Raw genomic sequence first — 15,164 nt, forward strand, 5'->3', positions numbered from 1 at the left:
AAATCGTTCCAGCGCCCACAACAAACAGACAAGCCAAGGAGATCAACCATGTCCGGTGTCCAGGGGATTCGCATGCGCACGGCCGCCGCATCCGTCTGCGGTCTGCTTTCAGCAGTCGGCGCGCAAGCGGCCGACTTCGAGTTCAGCGACGTAAGAGGCAGTTTCGATTCGACCATCTCGGTAGGTACCGGCATACGCGCCAAGTCGCCCGCCTGCGATCTCATTACGGCGGGCGCGACCGGAGCAGGCGCCCCGGCCGGCTGCCTCGCGCCCACGTCTTCCATGGGCGATCAGGGCAACCTGAACTACGCCAAAGGCGATGCGTTCACGACGTACCTGAAAGGCAGTCACGAACTGCTGCTCAAGATGCCGGACGACTTCACCTTCCTCGGCCGCGTGAACTGGATACGCGACTTCACGGCCACGCACACCACCGGCTACCTGAGCCCGGCTACGCCGTCGTATCTCACGAGCGGCCAGGCGTCCGATGCGAGTTCGGACCTGCGTTTCAAGGCTCGCCTGCTCGACCTCTGGGTCAGCAAGTCGTTTCAGCTGTTCGGCGAAACGGCGCGCGTGCGCGTGGGTAATCAGGTCATCAGCTGGGGCGAAAGCCTGTTCCTGCCGGGCGGCATCAACGCCACCAATGCCATCGACGTGATGCGCCTCTCGCAGCCGGGCACGCAGCTGAAAGAAGCGGTGCTTCCCGCGCCTATCGCGAGCTTCGCAACGGGCCTCGGCCACGGGCTCAATCTGGAGACCTATATCCAGAGCAACTGGAACGGCAATTACCTGCCGCCTTCGGGCAGCTATTGGTCGTTCGCCAACGGCATGGGCCGGGGCCACGACGCCTACGGGCTCATCGAGGTCAAGCCGAAGAACGGCGGGCAATGGGGCACCGCGCTGCGCTGGCAGCCCGCGGGCACGCCGGTGAATCTCGGCTTCTACGTGATGAGCTACAACGACAAGTCGCCGAATTTCAGCACGAACGCGGGCGGCACGGGCCATTCGGGCTGGGCGTATGCCGAAGACCGGCGCCTCTTCGGCATCAGCGCGAACATGCCGATAGGCGACTGGGCCATCGGCACCGAACTGTCGTATCGCCCGCGCGATGCCGTCGCGCTCAACCCGGCCGTGAGCGGCTGCGCGTCGAACAACGGCAACTGCTGGGCCAACGAAAAGAAGTTTCAGTGGCACCTTACGGGCATGCTGAGCCTCACGCCCAGCAACGCCCACACCATCCTGAAGCTGCTGGGGGCGGACACCGCCACGCTCATGGCCGAGGCCGTGGTGGTGAGCTACCCGGGCCTCAAGCAGTACTACGGCAACGACCCGATTTCCGCAGGCGCATGGGGATGGGGCCAGGAGTACAGCGCCAACGGCACGCCCAAGCCCGTGGGCACGAAAACGTCGTGGGGCTATAACCTGGACTTCAGCTGGGTGTACGACGGCAAACTGATTCCGGGCTGGCAGGTGATTCCCGAGGTCTATTACTTCCAGGCCGTGAGCGGTAGAACACCGAATGCCGTGGGCCAGTTCATGGAAGGCGCGAAGTCGGTCAATCTCGTCGTGACGTTCATCCAGAACCCGGCGAACTGGCAGGCCGCTATCAACTACTCCGCATTCTTCGGCGGCAAGAGCGTATTCGACCAGCCATATCGCGACCGCAATTTCGTCGGCCTCACGCTGTCGCGCAACTTCTGACCGAAGCCGTCCCCTCTCAAGCAAACCGTTCCCGCGCCATGCCCACTCCGCCCGACACCACCACGGCGCTGCAACGCGCCGTGCTCCGCTTCGAAGCATTCGTCTTTTCTCACCGGCGCCTCATTCTTGCCGCCCTCGCCGTGTTCACGCTCGTCATGGCGTGGTTCGCCACGCAGTTGCGCATGGATGCGGGCTTCGACAAGCAGATGCCCGTCGGGCACGAGTACATCCAGACGTTCGAGAAATATCGCAACGACACCTTGGGAGCGAACCGCCTGAACATCGTCGTCAAGGCGCGCCACGGCAACATCTGGAATGCCGCGGCGCTCAAGCGGCTTTACGACGTGACGCAGGCGGTCATCTTCCTGCCCAACATCGAACGGCTGGGCGTGCAGTCGCTGTGGACGCCCAACAGCTTCGTGAATGAAATTACCGAGGACGGTTTTCGCGCGGACCCGCTGATCGACAGCACGATCACGCCCGCGCAACTCGATAGCGAAACCATCGGCAATATCCGGCGCGCGGCAAGACAAGGCGGCTTCGTCGGCACGCTGGTCTCGCGCGACGAAACGAGCGCGATGATCACCGCCGAGCTGCTCGAATACGATGCCCACGGCGCCAAGCTCGACTACGTGGATTACAACCATCTGCTCGAACAGCGCATTCGTTCGAAGTTCGAAGACGGCGACTTCGAAATCCAGATCATCGGTTTCGCCAAGCAGATAGGCGACATCGCCGACGGCGCGCGTTCCGTGCTCAAGTTCTGCGCCATTGCGTTGCTGCTCACGGCCGCCGCCGTGTACTGGTACTGCCGCTCGCTGCGCTTTACCCTGCTCCCCGTTCTGTGTTCGCTCACGTCGCTGGTCTGGCAGTTCGGCACGCTGCGCCTGCTCGGCTTCGGGCTCGATCCGCTCGCGGTGCTCGTGCCGTTTCTTGTGTTCGCCATCGGCGTGTCGCATGGCGTGCAGCAGATCAACTACATCGTGCGCGGCATTTCGCATGGGCATTCCAACTTCGACGCGTGCCGCGACAGCTTCAGCGGACTGCTGATTCCCGGCACGCTCGCGCTCGTCACGGCGTTCGTCTCGTTCATCACGCTGCTCTTGATCCCCATTCCGATGGTGCGGGAGCTGGCCATCGCGGCTTCGCTCGGCGTGGCGTACAAGATCGTCACGAACCTCGTGATGCTGCCCGTGGCGGCCTCCTTCTTCAACGTGAGCAAGGCCTACGCAGACAAGGCGCTGGTTCGCCGCGAACACCAGGCGTCCTGGCTGCGCGTGGTGGCTCGCGTGGCGGAACCGCGCAATGCGCTCGTCGTGCTGGCGCTCACCGCCTGCGTTTTCGCGGTGGCGGTATGGCAAGGCCGCGATCGCGTGGTGGGCACGTTGCAGCCAGGCGCTCCCGAACTACGCGCCGATGCACGTTTTAACCGCGACGCCGTGGCTATCTCCAGCAACTTCGATACGGGCCTCGACTGGCTGACGGTGATCTTCGAAGCGCCGCCGGAGAGTTGCAACAACGTCAACATCGGCCTCTACCAGGACCGCTTTACGTGGGCCATGCAGCACGTGGACGGCGTGCTTTCCGCAGCGTCTTACTCCGCACAATTGAGGCTCTACAACGAAGGCTATAACGAAGGCAATCCGAAGATGAGCGTGGTGCCCATCGACCCTGCCAATTACGCCGCGCTCTCCACGGAAATTGCGCGCGTGCGCGGCACGATGCGCAAAGACTGCAGCATGACCGCCGTGAACCTCTTCCTCACCGACCACAAGGCCACCACGATCCAGCGCGTCATCGACGCGGTGAAAGCGTTTCGCACCACCAGCGCGCCGCCGGGCGTGAGCATGCGGCTCGCCTCGGGCAATGCCGGCGTGCTGGCCGCCATCAACGACGAAGTGGCCAGAAGCGAACTGCCGATGATGCTTTACGTGTACGCGGCCATCGTGATTCTGGTGTTCCTGGTCTATCGCGATCTGCGCGCTGTTATCGCGTGCTGTCTGCCGCTGACGGTGGGCACCTTCGTGGGCTACTGGTTCATGAAGGAACTACAGATCGGCCTCACGGTAGCCACGCTGCCTGTGATGGTGCTCGCGGTGGGCATCGGCGTGGACTACGCGTTCTATATCTACAACCGCCTGTTGCTGCACGTGGCCAACGGCCAGCCCACCGTGAAGGCCATCGAGCACGCAATTCTCGAAGTGGGCACAGCCACCATTTTCACGGCCATCACGCTCGCCATCGGCGTGGCGACGTGGTCGTTCTCGCAGCTGAAATTTCAGGCCGACATGGGCAAGCTGCTCGCCTTCATGTTCATGGTGAACATGGTGATGGCGATGACCGCGCTGCCCGCCATGGTCGTCTGGCTCGAAAAGCTCTTCCCGCGCCGCCGCCCCGTGCACGCAACCGGACTCCAACATCATTGAACGCCGCCATGACTTCTCGCCTCTCCGCTCTCGCCTGCGCGGCGCTTCTGTCTTTGCCGCTCGTCGCCCTGGCCGCCGTGACGACGGACAACGCGCCACCCGCACCGTTGGCTGCACCGGCCGCCTCCGTGCCGTATGCGGCCTCGGCCACGATGCTGGGCACTGCCACAGCCGGCTCGCGCATCGTCGCGGTGGGCGACCATGGTGTCGTTCTGCTCTCCGATGACGGCGGCAAGACCCACCGGCAGGCGAAACGCGTGCCGGTGGACGTCACGTTGACCTCCGTCTCGTTCGTCGATGCGCGGCAGGGCTGGGCCGTGGGCCACTGGGGCGTCGTGCTGCGCACCACGGACGGCGGCGAAACCTGGCAACTGCAACGCAGCGACACGAAGACCGACCGTCCGCTGTTCGCGGTCCACTTCTTCGACGCGGATCACGGTGTGGCCGTCGGCCTGTGGTCGCTGACGCTGGAAACGTCGGATGGCGGAGCGCACTGGCGAGCAGTCACGTTGCCCTCCCCCGGCGAGGGGCAACGCGCGGACCTGAATCTGCAAGGCCTCTTCGTGGATGCACAGAACCGGCTCTACGCGCCGGCCGAACGCGGCATGGTGCTGCGTTCCGACGATCGCGGCGCGCACTGGCGCTACCTCAGCACCGGCTACAAGGGATCGTTCTGGACCGGCGCAGCCGCTGCCGACGGCACGCTGTTCGTCGGCGGCCTGCGCGGCTCGCTGTACAAGAGCGCCGATCACGGCGAAACGTGGCAACGCGTGGAAACGCAGAGCAAGTCGTCCATCACGTCGCTCGTGCTGTGCGGCTCGACCATCGTCGGCGTGGGTCTGGATGGTCTCGTCGTGCACAGCGACGATGGCGGAGCGTCGTTTGCCTCCAACGTGCGCCAGGACCGCTTGCCGTTGACGGCCGTGGCCTTCGATGCGTCCTGTCATGCCGTGCTGTATTCGCGAGAAGGTGTAGTGGCCGACGCACCCATCCAGGCACTCGCAAAATAAGGCACATCAGGCGCGACGGCGGAAGCGAAAGAAGCGCCTGCGCCCACGTCGCGCAGACAGCGCTTTCGCGTCGCTCACTGCACCGCATACGCCAGTGTCTGCGCCGTCTCCTTCCGTGCGGGCGGATCGCTGCGCGGCGAGCTCTCGTGCCTCACGCGCTCCACGCAGTACCGAAGCTGTTCCTTCATCTGCGCGATCAATGTCTGCCGGCGCCGGAACGCCGCCCGCTTGTTCGACGGCACCTGGTCGATCGAGCGATGCGGCGGCACCAGCGGCAACGCGAAACGGTCCCCCGCTCGCGTTCCGCCCAACTCTTGCCAGAACGCGTCGTAGTCGGAACGAAACGCGTCGGTGCCTGCACTCGATACATGGGCCGAGCGCGCCACCGCTGTGAGCGAGCGGATATCCAGCAGCTCGCACAACGCGCCGATCGCCTCCATGACCGCCGCCTTCGGGCGCAGCCCATGGCTCGCCCGCGTGGCGATGCGCACGCGCTCGCGGTGCTCACCGCCCGGCCCCTGCAGGCCACCGATGAAGAGCCCCGGCGTGCGCGTGTCATATCGCATTTCGAGCGTGAGCGTGGCCCATGCGAGATCGACGCCGGTTTCGGTGTCCGTGCATGCGACGGTCAACAGTCCCTCGCGCCGGCAGCGCGTCACGCTCTTCAGCACGATCGAGAACGGCGGACACGCGGCCAGCACGACGTGCTCGCCCATCAGGTAGATACGCCGCGTGAGCGCGTCGCCCAGCAGGCGTTCCATCAGGACATGGTGGTCCCGAATCATCGCTACACGCTCAAGCGCGCCCAGATGCAACTGCGCGAGCCCATGAAACGGCCGCTCCGCAAAGCGCCGGTCGTGCCGCGCGATATCGGCAAGCACCCGGTGCTCCGCGAGCGCGTTGAACCAGCAACAGGCGGCGCGCGGGTGAAGCGCCGCATACATCCAGATGCGCACTCTTCTGAACCGCGATTTCAGATCGCTGCCTGGAACGAACTCGGGGAGAAAACGCAATGCGTGTGCGACGAGCATGTTGGTGTCTCGCGTAGTGAGGTCAGTCCCGCGTCGTGTCGAGATGCGGGCCCGTGTGGGCGTCGACCACTTCCGGCGTCGACGTATCGATGTGTCCCTTCCAGCCGCCGCCCAGCGCCTTGTTCAACGCGACGTAGTGCGTCGTGAAGAGCACCCGGCTCTGGATCAGCGCGTCCTCGGCCAGATAGAGCGAGCGCTCTGCCGTGAGCACGTCGAGAAAGCTCGTGGAGCCGGCGCGATACAGCAGGCGAGCCAGATCCGCGGCGGTGCGGTACGAGGCAGCGGAGGCGCGCAGCGCCGCGATGCGTTCGTTCTCCTGGTACAGCGCGACGCTCGCGCCTTCCACGTCCTTCAGTGCGTTCAACACGGCCGCACGCCACGCGATGAAGGATTGGTCCCGCTCGGCCTGCGCCACTTCGACACCGGCCTTGAGCCGCCCGCCGTTGAAGAGCGGCACCGTGAGAGAAGGTCCGAACGCCCAGCCGATCGAGGAGCGCTGGCCCAGGTCGCCCGGCCGCGTGGCCGAGGTTATGAGACTTCCCGTGAGGCTCACGCTCGGGTAACGCGCGGCCTCGGCTTGCCCCACTTTGGCCGTGGACTGCGCGTACCGACGCTCCGCAAGACGCACATCGGGACGCGCAAGCAGCACGTCTGCGGGCACGCCGAGCGAGACGGGCAGCGTCGGCGTGGGCAGCGGCTCCGGCTGTTCCATGCGGTCGAGCAACGCCTCCGGCGGCTGGCCTGTCAGTACGGAAAGGCCATGCACGGTCTGCGCATAAGCGGCCTCGAAGGCAGGAATGGCGGCCCGCGTGCTTTGCGCCTGCCCCGCCGCGTTGGCTGCATCGAGCCCCGAGGAAGCCCCTGCCTCGAACTTGAGGCGCGTGATGCGCGCTGTTTCCTCCTGCGATGCAGCCGTGTCGCGCGCCAATGCGAGCCGCGCCTGATAACCGCGGGCCTGCACATACGACGACGTCACATCGCCGATCAGCGTGAGGAGCGCTGCACTGAGCCCCCACTGCGCCGCGTCGACGCCGTACTTCGCGGCCTCTTGGGCCCGCCGGTTCGCACCGAACAGGTCGAGTTCCCAGCTTGCGTCGAAGCCTGCCTGGAACAGGTCGCCTGCGTTGCCCGTGCCTGAGTTGATGTTGGTGGTGGAAGAAGTGGTGGAAGAAGCGCCCGGCGACATGCGGCCCGGTCCCCCGGAGCGCGTTCCGGAAACGCTTGCCCGCAAAGACGGCCACGCAGTGCCCGCCGCCTGCCGATAGAGCGCACGCGCTTCGCGCACCTTCGCCCGCGCCGTGGCCACGTCGAGATTGCCGGCAACCGCTTCGTCGATCAGCGCATCGAGCAAGGGATCGTTGAGCCGCGTCCACCACTGCGCGAGTTCGGGCCGGCTGGCGGGCGTCATGGCGCCGACGCTGGCCCATTTATCGGGCACAGCCATCTCGGGTTGCCGATAGTCGGGGCCCACGGCGCACCCGGCGAGCACGAGACCGCTTGCAAGCGTCACCGCCGTGCGCGCATGACGTGTCGCGGTCACGCTCATGACGATCGATGTGATGGCGTTCATCGCGGACCATCCCTGTCGTCGTCCTTGTTGTCTTCCTCGTTGTCGTCCATTCGCGCGGCCGGGAACGCCATGCGCACCGCCACGAACAGCAGCGGTACGAAGAACGTGCCCAACACCGTGGAGGCAACCATGCCGCCCATCACGCCCACGCCGATCGCGTTCTGCGCGCCGGAGCCTGCGCCTGTGGCAAACGCGAGCGGCGCGACGCCAAGAATGAAGGCGAACGAGGTCATCAGAATGGGCCGGAGCCGCTGCGTGGCCGCTTCGAGCACGGCATGAGCGGCGCTGGCGCCGCGGGCCTCGCGATCCAGCGCGAACTCCACGATCAAAATGGCGTTCTTCGCCGCAAGCCCGATGGTGGTCAAGAGCCCCACCTTGAAATAGACGTCGTTGGTCTGACCGAAGGCGAGCGCGGCCACCACGGCCCCCGCAATGCCGATGGGCGCGGCCAGCATGACGGCAAGCGGAATGGTCCAGCTTTCATAGAGCGCGGCGAGGCAGAGGAACACGACGAGCACCGACATGGCGTACAGCGCGGCCGCCTGATTGCGCGAGAGGCGCTCCTGCCAGGACAGCCCGGTCCACTCGTGGCGGTAGCCTGCAGGCAGTTGCGCGGCAATGCGGTCCATCTCCTTCATCGCCGTGCCGGAACTGACGCCCGGCGCCGCTTCGCCCTGAATTTCCACAGCGGCGCTGCCGTTGTAGCGCTCCAGTTGCAGGGGACCGGACGTCCACCGGCCGCTCGCGAACGACGAGAACGGCACCATCGCGCCACCCGCGTTGCGCACGAACCAGCTGCCGAGGTCGGACGGCTGCATGCGGAAATCGGCGTCGGCCTGCAGATAGACCTTCTTGACCCGGCCCCGGTCGATGAAGTCGTTCACGTAGTCGCTACCCCACGCGATGGAGAGCGTCGTGTTGATGTCGTGCAGGTTCACGCCCAGCGCGCTCGCCTGTTCCTCGTCGATGTCCACGGCGAATTGCGGGGCGTTCTCCTGGCCGGCCGGGCGCGTATTCGCGAGCAGCGGGCTGCGGGCCGCCGCGCTCAACAACTGGTCGCGCACGCCCATCAAGCGGTCGCGCCCGGCGCCGTTGCTGTCTTCCAGATAGAGATCGAACCCGTTCGAGGTACCCATGCCTTCGATGGTGGGCGGCAGCAGCGCATACACCTGCGCGTCCTTGATACGCGCGAACGCTTCGGTGGCACGCTGCACGACAGCCTCGGCCGAAAGCCGCTTCGAGCCCCGCTGGTCGAAGTCCTTGAGCCGCACGAAGGCGAGCCCCACGTTCTGCCCCGAGCCGCCAAAGCCAAAGCCCTCGATCGTCATGACGCCTTCCACTGCGTCGCGCTCGTTGTGCAGGTAGTAGTGCGTGACCTCGTCGAGCACGCGGGCGGTGCGGTCGCTCATGGCACCCACCGGCAACTGGACGGACGTCATCACCATGCCCTGGTCTTCCACGGGCAGAAACGACCCGGGCAGCCGCGTGAAGAGCCACGCGAGCGCAACGAGAAGCGCCACGAACAGAAGCAGGAACCGGGTGCCGCGCGCCATGACGCCCCGCACGCCCTCGCGATACTTGAGCGAGCCGTGTTCGAAGGTACGCATGAACCAGGCGCCAAAGCCGCGTCCGTTGTGAGTGCCCTTGTGGTTTGCATCGCGGCGTTTGAGCAGGGTTGCGCACAACGCCGGCGTGAACACGAGCGCCACGAGCACGGAAAGCAGCATGGCCGTGACGATGGTGATAGAGAACTGGCGATAGATCACGCCGGTTGCGCCGGAGAAAAACGCCATCGGCACGAACACGGCGGAGAGCACCGTGGCAATGCCGATCAGCGCGCCCGTAATCTCGCCCATCGACTTGCGCGTGGCCTCGCGTGCGGAAAGCCCCTGCTCCGCCATCACGCGCTCCACGTTCTCCACCACGACGATGGCGTCGTCCACCAGCAGGCCGATGGCGAGCACCATCGCGAACATCGTCAGCGTGTTGATCGAATAGCCGGACACGGCGAGCACGCCGAGCGTGCCGAGCAGCACCACGGGAATGGCCAGCGCCGGGATCAGCGTGGCGCGCACGTTCTGCAGGAACACGAGCATGACGATGAACACGAGCACCACGGCTTCGGCCAGGGTCTTCAGCACTTCGTCGATGGAGCGCGTCACGAACGGCGTGGTGTCGTACGGATAGAACACCTTGACGCCTGCGGGCAGCGTGCCGGAAAGCGCGTGGATGGCAGCCTTGACCGCTCTCGCGGTATCGACGGCATTGGCGCCCGTGGCGAGGTTGATGCCAAGGCCCGACGCCGGCATGCCGTTGTAGCGCGAGACATAGGTGTAGTTCTCCGCGCCAATCTCGACGCGCGCCACGTCTCGCAGGCGCACGATCGCACCGTCTGCCGCACTCTTCACGATGACGTCGCCGAATTCCGCCGGCGTTTGCAGGCGGCTGCGCGCCGTGACGGTGGCGTTGAGCTGCTGCCCGGCGCGCGCCGGCTGGGCGCCGAGCTGCCCCGCCGATACCTGCGTGTTCTGCGCTCTAAGTGCAGTCTCGATGTCGCTCGGGATCAGCGCATAGCGCGCCAGCTTGTCGGCGTCGAGCCAGATCCGCATCGCGTAGCCCGAGCCGAACAACTGTGTGTTGCCGACGCCGGGCACGCGCTTGATGGTCTCGTTGAGCGTGCTGCCCACGTAGTCGTCCAGATCGGCGGACGACAATTTGCCGCCCACGGACGCGAAGCCGATCACCATCAGAAAGGCCGCCGACGATTTCGTCACGGAAAGCCCTGTGCTCTGAACGATCTGCGGCAACTGCGAGACGACGAGTTGCAGCTTGTTTTGCACCTGCATCTGCGCCACGTCGGCGTTGGCGTCCTGCGTGAACGTGAGCCGGATCTCCACCTCGCCCGTGGCGCTGGAGGTGGCCGACATGTACAGAAGATGGTCGAGACCCGTCATGCCCTGCTCGATCACGCGCGTGACGGAGTTCTCCACCGTCTGCGCATCGGCGCCGGGGTAAGACGCGCTGATCGATATGGTGGTGGGCGCAATCTCGGGATACTGCGCGACAGGCAGCGTTCGCAATGCAAGCAGCCCGCCCAGCATGACGGCAATGGCGATGACCCACGCGAATACGGGGCGCCTGATGAAGAATTCCGACATCGCGCCCTCAGCTTCGGCTTGCCTGCCGGTCGCGGATCAGCGCCGGGCGTGGGGCGCCCGGCGAATCGGCGTTATCCGCGCGAGCTACGGCACGCGTGGGACGAACCGCGCCCGTCGCCTTGTCGAGTTCGACATGCACCGTCGTCACGGCGTCGCCTTCTCTTACGAGCTGGCTGCCTTCCACGATCACCTGGTCGCCATCGGCCACGCCAGTCTGCACGAGCCAGTCGTTGCCGACCTGCCGCGCGCCGGTCAAGGTCTGCTCCACCACCTTGCCGTTGCGCACGAAGAGCGCCGTGGCCTCGCCGCGCAGGCCCCGGCTCACTGCGCGCTGCGGGATCAGAAACGCGTGGGGCGCAGTGCCCTCGTCGACCCATGCCCGCACGTACATGCCGGGCAGCAGCAGACGCGCGGGATTGCGCAGCACGGCTCGCAGGACGTAAGTGCCCGTCGCCTGGTTCACGCTCGATTCGGCGAATTCGAGTTTGCCGACGTGCGGATAAAGCGTGCCGTTCTCGAGTTTCAGCCTCACGCCTACACCGGAACCCACCGACTGAAGACGTCCCGATTCGATTGCCTCGCGCAGCGCGAGCAGACTCGCGCTGGACTGCGTGAGGTCCACATTGATCGGATCGATCTGGCGGATGGTGGTCAACGCTACGGCCTGACCCGCCGTGACGAGCGCGCCTGGCGTGAGCGAAGACCGGTCGATGCGGCCCGAGATCGGCGCGCGGATGGTGGTGTAGTCGAGCGCGATTCTCGCCGTCTCCACGGCGGCTTTGGCAACGGCTACGTTGGCGCGGGCCTGCGCGAGCACGTCTGCCGCGTCTTCGTATTCCTGCTTGCTGACGGCGTTGCGCCTGACGAGGTCGCTATAGCGGTCGGCCTTCGCCAGCGCGCCGGGCACCGCGGCCTCGGCCTTCACGAGCGCTGCACGTGCGCTGTCGTACGCAGCCTGATAGGTCGCCGGGTCGATCTGGTACAGCACGTCGCCGGCCTTCACCTCGCCGCCTTCGCGGAAAAGACGCTTCTGGATGATGCCTGTGACCTGCGGACGAACCTCGGCCTCGAGCGCGGCCACCACACGTCCCGACAGTTCGGTGGTAAGCGGCACCGCCTGCGCACGCAGCATCACCACACTGACCTGCGCGCGCGGACTTTCCTGTGCGGCGCCTCTATTCGCGGCGTCACCGGGATCCTTGCATGCAGCGAGGGACATCAGCACCACCGCAGCGGCCACGCCCTTCGCGATGCGCTTGCCTTTCATGTAGAACACGTTCTCTCCAGTACTTCACAGGTTTTCAGGCACTTCATCTGCCTGAAAAAAAAGCCGACCCGGAAAGCGGTCGGCCAAATGGCTCCTGGCACTCCGAGGGTCTGGCCGGAGCCTTGTGCAAACAGCGTTCAATTCATTTCTCGCGCTCGCATGTGGGTTTGCATCTGTGCTTTCACAAAATCCGCAATCTCGATGCGATGCCGCATATGCGCGAGGAACGGCTAGATCATCGGAGCGCAGCGCCCATATTGTGTTGAGATACTGTTGAGATTCAATGGAGACAGGGCAGTTGCACGGATTTTTCGTATTCAAATGCCATCCATCGAATCTCGATTAAACGTCCATAATCGGCTGAAATAATTGGCCCGCTTCCTCAAGAGCAACAGCTCTTTTTTTCACCGGCCACAGGCCGGTATTTTTTTCGGCATTTTTTGGTTAACGATCCTAAATAAAAATAACCATCGGCCGATAACGGAGAAAGGTTGCTCGATAACGATGCAATTTCCATCGCCGGCAACCTGACCGCACGTTATCCATCTCTTACTTTCAAGAGGTCACCGATGCTCAATATCAATACCAACATCCTGTCGCTGACGACGCAGACAAACCTCTCCGGTTCACAAAGCGCCCTGTCGCAAGCGATCAACCGCCTGTCGTCGGGCAAGCGTGTGAACACCGCCGCGGACGACGCCGCCGGCCTCGCCATCGCCACCAGCCAGACCGCTGCCATCAATGCACTGAATCAAGGCGTGATGAACGCGAACAACGGCATTTCGATGGTGCAAACGGCCTCCGGTGCCATCTCGTCGACCGTGGCCAACCTGCAGCGCATTCGCCAGCTGGCCGTGGAATCGGGCGACGGCTCGCTCGGCTCGGCAGCGCAAGCGAACCTGCAAACCGAAGTGGCCACGCGTCTCACGGAAATCAACCGGGTGCAGACGCAGACCACGTTCAACGGTCAGGCCGTGCTCGGCGGTCTGGGCAGCGTGAACTTCCAGATCGGCGCGTCGGCGAACCAGACGATCACCGCCAGTTTCGGCTCGACCACCTGGAACGCGGCAGGCCTCGGTGTCTCGGGTGTCGATATCTCGACCACCTCGGGCGCGCAGAACGCCATTACTGCAATCGACGCAGCGCTCTCGCAAGTCAACAACTTCCAGGCAACGCTGGGCGCAACGCAGAACACGTTCCAGTCGGCCATCAGCAACACGCAGACGCAATCGACCAACCTGAACTCCGCGCGGGCGCAAATTGTGGACGCGGACTTTGCTTCGGAAACGGCGAATCTTTCGAAGGCACAAGTGCTGCAGCAAGCCGGTATCTCGGTGCTTGCGCAAGCGAACTCGCTGCCGCAGCAGGTGTTGAAGCTCTTGCAGTAAGCACAAAAAACGGCGGCACGCGGGGACACCGCGCGCCGCTCACGTGCTGCGAGCGTCGTTTTTTTCTTGCTCCGCTTCTATTGAACCCGCATCGCCTTACCGGCGATGCAGCGTCCCCGGCATGCCGGCCCCGCCGAACAGCTGGTTCAGATAGCGGGTGTTGTTCTGCATGGTGGTCATGAGCACGTTGAGCGCCTGAAACTGCGCGTTGTACTGTGCTTTCAGCGTGTCCTGGTAGTGCTTGAGCTGCGTCATATGGTCCGTCAGCTTGCCCAGGTCGGCGTTCAATGTGCGCGTGCGTTGATCGAACGTGCCGCTCGGCCTCGTGTACGTATCGATGAACGTATTCAGCTTCACCCCGATGCCGTTCGTCGAGTTGAACAACGCCGACATCGCGGAGCCCGCGCCCGCCAGCGCCTTTTGCAGCGTTGTGGCGTTCACGGCAAGCGTACCGTCATGTTGCAGGTCGATGCCGATGGACGAGAGGCTGTACGTTCGCCCTCCAACGGCGACACCGCCGCTGATCAGGCTGCCAAACCGATTGGTGATGGCGTTGGTCATCGCATCGCCCAGCAGCGGCCCCGCGCGCGAAGCCAAAGGCTGCGACGCATCCCAGGTCAGGCTCTTCTCCGTTGCGATGTAGTGGTTGTAGGCGGCGACGAAATCGGTAATGGTCTTCGTTGACGCTGTCGTATCCCGCTCGACCGAAACGGTTTGCGTGGTGCCCACGGCCTCTGCGGTCAGTGCGAGCGTGATGCCGGTCAGCGCTCCCTCGACGGTGTTGCTTGCGCTGGTTACGGTATTGCCATCGATGGAAAATTTCGCGTCTTTTCCCGCAGTGATTTGCGTAAAGGCCGACGTATTGAGCTTCGCGCTGAGACCGCTGCCCGCCGATATCGAAATCGTGCTTGCAGCGCCGGTCTGCCTTGCCGTGAGCACGAGATGCTGGCCGTCCGTCGCGGTGACGATAGCGGCCGAAACACCCGGGTTGTCTGCGGCCGCATTGATCGCTTTCGCGACGCTCGCGAGCGAACTGCCCGTGGCAACGTTGATCTGCATCGTGCGGCTGCCCACGCCGACCGTCAGCGTGCCGCTGCCAGGGCTCGCATCGCGCGCGAACGCCTGCGACGAAATCTTGTTGGCGGTTGCAATGTTGGTCACCGCCACGCTGTACGTGCCGGTCGCCGCGCCCGTCTTGACCGTCGCCTTCAGACCGCTTCCGCTCACGGCCACCGTGAGCGCGTTGAGCGCCGTGCCGTCTGTGAAGCCGCGCAACGCGGATTGCAGCGAGGCAAGCGCAGCCTGAAGCTTCCCCACCGCCGAAAGCTCCACGTTGTCCGCGGTCTGCTTCCGGCTGAGCATGCCCGCTTGGCCCGCGGTCTTCGCGGTGACGAGCGCGGCCACCAGCGTATCGACGTCGATGGACGAGCGGGTCGCGCCGCTGATCACGGACTGCGTTGCTTGCCGGATCAATGCGCCGGTATCGCTCGAGGAAGGGGCGGTCGTCGTCATGCGCATGCTCCTGTCAGGCGGTGTGTGTTCCTGCTCCCGCTAGTGACGCATGCTTCAGTTGAGGCTCCGTCGAGTTTCTATGGATATCTGATGAATTTCGC

9 protein-coding genes are annotated in these 15,164 nt (G+C 64.6%); 4 read left to right on the forward strand and 5 right to left on the reverse strand.

What is annotated here, in order from left to right; translation table 11 throughout:
* Positions 1 to 48: 48 nt before the first annotated feature.
* Genes P2869_RS27990 through P2869_RS28000 form a run of 3 tightly spaced genes read left to right on the forward strand, consistent with a single transcriptional unit; the run spans position 49 to position 5,137 of the window.
* Positions 49 to 1,701 (forward strand): DUF1302 domain-containing protein, encoded by a 1,653-nt coding sequence (locus tag P2869_RS27990; protein WP_277598642.1) that lies wholly within the window; start codon positions 49 to 51, stop codon positions 1,699 to 1,701.
* Between the two features lie 38 nt (positions 1,702 to 1,739).
* Entirely contained in the window at positions 1,740 to 4,127 is a 2,388-nt protein-coding gene (locus P2869_RS27995; RefSeq protein WP_199540873.1) for an efflux RND transporter permease subunit, read from the forward strand.
* Between the two features lie 8 nt (positions 4,128 to 4,135).
* The gene (locus P2869_RS28000; RefSeq protein WP_277598643.1) at positions 4,136 to 5,137 is read left to right on the forward strand and encodes a YCF48-related protein; all 1,002 of its coding nucleotides are present in this window, start codon (positions 4,136 to 4,138) and stop codon (positions 5,135 to 5,137) included.
* A gap of 74 nt (positions 5,138 to 5,211) precedes the next feature.
* Here P2869_RS28000 and P2869_RS28005 read toward each other — a convergent pair whose 3' ends face one another.
* From P2869_RS28005 to P2869_RS28020, 4 genes are read right to left on the reverse strand one after another with little or no spacing between them, the layout of a single operon-like run.
* Positions 5,212 to 6,168 carry a DUF535 family protein gene (locus P2869_RS28005; protein WP_277598644.1) on the reverse strand — a complete coding sequence of 319 codons (957 nt, stop codon included), beginning with the start codon at positions 6,166 to 6,168 and terminating at the stop codon, positions 5,212 to 5,214.
* Between the two features lie 22 nt (positions 6,169 to 6,190).
* Positions 6,191 to 7,738, reverse strand: coding sequence for an efflux transporter outer membrane subunit (locus P2869_RS28010; protein ID WP_277598645.1), 1,548 nt, complete (start codon positions 7,736 to 7,738; stop codon positions 6,191 to 6,193).
* Positions 7,735 to 10,896 carry an efflux RND transporter permease subunit gene (locus P2869_RS28015; protein ID WP_277598646.1) on the reverse strand — a complete coding sequence of 1,054 codons (3,162 nt, stop codon included), beginning with the start codon at positions 10,894 to 10,896 and terminating at the stop codon, positions 7,735 to 7,737. Before P2869_RS28015 ends, P2869_RS28010 begins: the two co-directional genes overlap by 4 nt.
* 7 nt (positions 10,897 to 10,903) lie before the next feature.
* Positions 10,904 to 12,163, reverse strand: coding sequence for an efflux RND transporter periplasmic adaptor subunit (locus P2869_RS28020; RefSeq protein WP_277599868.1), 1,260 nt, complete (start codon positions 12,161 to 12,163; stop codon positions 10,904 to 10,906).
* Positions 12,164 to 12,732: 569 nt separating this feature from the next.
* Here P2869_RS28020 and P2869_RS28025 point away from each other — a divergent pair.
* On the forward strand, positions 12,733 to 13,551 hold the full coding sequence (locus tag P2869_RS28025; protein ID WP_017775057.1) for a flagellin domain-containing protein: 819 nt from the start codon (positions 12,733 to 12,735) through the stop codon (positions 13,549 to 13,551).
* 96 nt (positions 13,552 to 13,647) lie between these two features.
* Here the strand turns inward: P2869_RS28025 and fliD are convergent, their stop codons facing one another.
* Complete coding sequence (gene fliD, locus P2869_RS28030) at positions 13,648 to 15,063, reverse strand: flagellar filament capping protein FliD (RefSeq protein WP_277598647.1); 1,416 nt, start codon at positions 15,061 to 15,063, stop codon at positions 13,648 to 13,650.
* Between the last annotated feature and the right edge of the window lie 101 nt (positions 15,064 to 15,164).

This window comes from Paraburkholderia sp. SUR17 (assembly GCF_029536165.1).
Classification (GTDB): domain Bacteria; phylum Pseudomonadota; class Gammaproteobacteria; order Burkholderiales; family Burkholderiaceae; genus Paraburkholderia; species Paraburkholderia kururiensis.

Coding starts and splice junctions, on each gene's coding strand:
- P2869_RS28005 (WP_277598644.1), bottom strand. CDS start 6,168: ATGCTCGTCGCACACGCATTGCGTTTTCTCCCCGAGTTCGTTCCAGGC.
- P2869_RS27995 (WP_199540873.1), top strand. CDS start 1,740: ATGCCCACTCCGCCCGACACCACCACGGCGCTGCAACGCGCCGTGCTC.
- P2869_RS28025 (WP_017775057.1), top strand. CDS start 12,733: ATGCTCAATATCAATACCAACATCCTGTCGCTGACGACGCAGACAAAC.
- P2869_RS27990 (WP_277598642.1), top strand. CDS start 49: ATGTCCGGTGTCCAGGGGATTCGCATGCGCACGGCCGCCGCATCCGTC.
- P2869_RS28000 (WP_277598643.1), top strand. CDS start 4,136: ATGACTTCTCGCCTCTCCGCTCTCGCCTGCGCGGCGCTTCTGTCTTTG.
- P2869_RS28010 (WP_277598645.1), bottom strand. CDS start 7,738: ATGAACGCCATCACATCGATCGTCATGAGCGTGACCGCGACACGTCAT.
- P2869_RS28020 (WP_277599868.1), bottom strand. CDS start 12,163: ATGAAAGGCAAGCGCATCGCGAAGGGCGTGGCCGCTGCGGTGGTGCTG.
- P2869_RS28015 (WP_277598646.1), bottom strand. CDS start 10,896: ATGTCGGAATTCTTCATCAGGCGCCCCGTATTCGCGTGGGTCATCGCC.
- fliD (WP_277598647.1), bottom strand. CDS start 15,063: ATGACGACGACCGCCCCTTCCTCGAGCGATACCGGCGCATTGATCCGG.